The organism is Mesotoga sp. HF07.pep.5.2.highcov (assembly GCF_003666285.1).
In the GTDB taxonomy this organism is placed as follows: domain Bacteria; phylum Thermotogota; class Thermotogae; order Petrotogales; family Kosmotogaceae; genus Mesotoga; species Mesotoga prima.
Genome location: NZ_JFHJ01000601.1, coordinates 1 through 1,200, shown reverse-complemented (window position 1 = coordinate 1,200; position 1,200 = coordinate 1). Strand labels below are relative to the sequence as shown.

Genomic DNA, 1,200 nt, shown 5'->3' with positions numbered 1-1,200 from the left:
CTCCGGTATCTTCGAGATCGCAACAGATAGACGATCCCGAACCGCTGACAAACCAGTAACTCGGATTCCTTTCTTCTATCCTATCGACAAGTTCCCTCATTCTTGGATCGCTGTTTATCCTGTACGTATGGTGAATAAAGTCTTTTGTGTATTTCAATGCTCCAGCGAAATCGCCTCTGGAGGCTTTGGAAATGAACTGAGAGACATTCTTTATGTTTCCCAAAGCATCTTTAAAGGGAATCGAATCGGGAAGCGCCTTTCTCATTGCCTCTGTAGAAAGCTTGAATTCTGGCACCAGAAAGGTCAATCTGTGATCGGGCATTTCGAACTTCTCGTAATCTAACCTCGAGCCGTCGTAATAGGATACGGTGAGGCCTCCAACCATACATGGGACGATGTTATCGGGATGGCCTTCGATCTCCGTTCCGATTTCGAGAAGCGCATCAGTGGGAATCCTTCCTCCGGTCATTATGTTCGAAATGAACAATGCGGAGGCAATCGCAGCGGCGCTAGAGCCAAGCCCACGGGCTGGCGGTATCTCGCACTCCTGAATAATCTGAATGGCCGGAACTCTTTTTCCGGTGAGCTTCTCAAATCTCTCTATCGCATTTCCGAAGGTTTCGACGGCATCCCCTATCTCGAGACCATACCTACCGATAGAATGTACCTTGAATCTATCTGACTTTTCGAACTGAACTGTATTATGAAGCTTCAACGCCATTCCGACGACGTCGAATCCGCTCCCCATATTCGCCGTCGTGGCAGGTGCCTTCAGTCTCACTTCAGGTCCGCCTCTTTCAGGACTACCTCGAGATCATTCTCGACTACAACAGGCCTGTCCACAGACTTCAAGACCGCATCTGGATCCTTAAGTCCGTTTCCAGTAAGGGTGCAGACGGCAATATCACTTTCTTCAAAAAGGCCCTCTCGCGCCTTCCTGAGAAATCCGCCGAAGGAAGCCGCAGAGGCTGGTTCGCAGAAGACGCCCTCCGCGCTGGCCAGGAGTTTCTGAGCATGAAGGATCTCTTCGTCTGTCAGTGCCTCGATAACGCCTCCCGACTCGTCTCTTGCGGCAACTGCCTTTTTCCAGCTTGCGGGATTGCCGATTCTAATAGCGGTCGCGATGGTCTCGGGATGCTCAAAAACTCTATCATATACGATAGGGGCCGCTCCCTCTGCCTGAAAGCCCATCATTCTGGG

2 protein-coding genes are annotated in these 1,200 nt (G+C 50.7%); both read right to left on the bottom strand.

Annotated features, from left to right (window positions below):
* A partial coding sequence (locus BG32_RS12650) for a homoserine kinase (protein ID WP_121526942.1) occupies nt 1-781 on the bottom strand: 781 nt, incomplete at its 3' end.
* The coding region (locus BG32_RS12645; RefSeq protein ID WP_121526941.1) for a pyridoxal-phosphate dependent enzyme at nt 778-1,200 on the bottom strand (423 nt) is incomplete at its 5' end. The genes BG32_RS12645 and BG32_RS12650, both read right to left, overlap by 4 nt.